This is a genomic window from Winogradskyella rapida (genome assembly GCF_042675845.1).
Taxonomy (GTDB): domain Bacteria; phylum Bacteroidota; class Bacteroidia; order Flavobacteriales; family Flavobacteriaceae; genus Winogradskyella; species Winogradskyella rapida.
Map to the genome: position 1 here is coordinate 1 of NZ_JBHTKM010000006.1, position 1,683 is coordinate 1,683.

At 30.5% G+C, this 1,683-nt stretch carries 3 protein-coding genes; all 3 read right to left on the reverse strand.

All coding sequences use genetic code 11. The features are described from left to right. Positions 1–153 precede the first annotated feature (153 nt). Positions 154–525: a transposase gene (locus ACFQ13_RS01820; RefSeq protein ID WP_386113417.1), complete on the reverse strand. Its 372-nt coding sequence runs from the start codon at positions 523–525 to the stop codon at positions 154–156. 161 nt (positions 526–686) lie between these two features. Beyond that, on the reverse strand, positions 687–1,268 hold the full coding sequence (locus tag ACFQ13_RS01825; RefSeq protein ID WP_386113419.1) for a hypothetical protein: 582 nt from the start codon (positions 1,266–1,268) through the stop codon (positions 687–689). 185 nt (positions 1,269–1,453) lie between these two features. Continuing rightward, on the reverse strand, positions 1,454–1,683 hold a 230-nt coding region (locus ACFQ13_RS01830), incomplete at its 5' end, for a WG repeat-containing protein (RefSeq protein WP_386113421.1).

The window sequence follows — 1,683 nt, forward strand, 5'->3', positions numbered from 1 at the left end:
GTTTTCTACTGACTATTTTTATAATTTGTTGCTCTAGTTTTAAACGCTTATCAGCTCTAGATTTGTATTTATAATACGCATCACGTTTAAGCCCAAAACAATGAGTTATAGTAGTTAAAGACGCAAATCCCTTAGATTTCTCTTTAGCTATGATTAAGGCTTTATACTTAGCTTTTTTTTTAGTTCAGCTACAGATTTGTAACCTAGATCTTCAGCAGCTACTTCTAGATAAGAATCTAATACCATTGCATCAAGATCCTTTTTAAGTAGTAGCTTTTTAAGCTGTTCAATCTCTTTTTGTCGGGCTTTAATTCTGGATATTTCGTCTTTTGTTTCCACTTTTACTCTGGTGTTCATTAAGTCTTTACGATTGTACTTTTTAATCCACACATTCACCGTTGTAGGTGCAATAGAGTAGAGCTTGCATAGTTCACTCTTTGTGTGTTTTCCGGTTGTAAGTTCGGCTAAAATTTTTAATTTGAAAGGTTCGCTGTAACGTCTAATTACTTTGTCATTTTTATACATAATGTTTAAAATTATGTAGCCTTTATTCAGGACGAGTGTAAATTACTGGCAACGTGTTTATATATGGTTTGTTGCGTGTTTATGCAACCAAGTTAATAAATAATTACTGACAAAGAAAATCCGCGAGGATTTTCGTAAGTAAGCAAAAAGCCAGCAATAAATTATATATGTTGTTGTGCGTTCGTTTTTTTTATTCGGTTAATAATTTCAATTCCTAAATAGTCTTTTAATTTCGGGAATTTATATCTATAATATTCATTCCAATAACTTGCTATTCGACTTTCTGTTTGTTGCCAATATTTTGGATTTTCAGTTTTGAATTCTCTATAAAATTCCAATGTATTGTTATTCACTTTTTTGTCTATAATTGGAAGCAATTCGTAAATATATTCTCCTAATAACTGAATAAGAAAAGGTGTTTTCCATTTTTCAGGTTTTTCAGAAATATTTTTCAATCTTTTTTCTCGTACAAAACCATTATGATGTCTTGTGAAAATACAATTCAATATGTCTTTTTGTATTTCAGTCAGTTCTTTTTCCGTTTGCTCTTTTGGTTCGTTAAAATAAATTCTCACGGGAATTTTTAGTTTTTCACTATCCACACTAATTTCATAAGAATGCTCACTTATTAAGTCAAATTTATATTTAGTTTCCAATGGAATTATCTTAAATACTTCCAAAACATCAGTTTTCAAATCTGCTGGAAAAGAATTAGTAATTATTTCAAGATAATTGGGATTCATTTATTCTAAATATTCTTGTTTTCGGTCGGTTTCGTCAAATGACGCACAACGTGTTTGTGTATGATTAGTTGCGTGGTTTAGCAACTAATTTAGTAAACTTTTACGAACCTGAGAATATTCCGAAGGAATATTCCAGATGAGAACTTACAAAGCAATTAATTATACACGGTGTTGTGGTGTCGGTTTTATCCACCATATATTTGATTAAATTTCTCTTTTATTTCTTTAAGGTCATATTTTGGTTCAATAATCTCTTTCCCGTTTCTATTCACGAATCCGTATTTTCCAGTTATTGTTTTCACTAGTGCGATGTCATTGGCATATTCACCAAATTTTTCGATTCTCGTATAGATTGCTGGAACAATAGTTTTTCCTTTATTGTCGATAAGTCCGTATAGTCCAGTTATCGTTTTTA

Bases quoted from the DNA above. Each gene is read 5' to 3' on its own strand.
- ACFQ13_RS01820 (WP_386113417.1), bottom strand. From the start codon at position 525: ATGTATAAAAATGACAAAGTAATTAGACGTTACAGCGAACCTTTCAAA.
- ACFQ13_RS01825 (WP_386113419.1), bottom strand. From the start codon at position 1,268: ATGAATCCCAATTATCTTGAAATAATTACTAATTCTTTTCCAGCAGAT.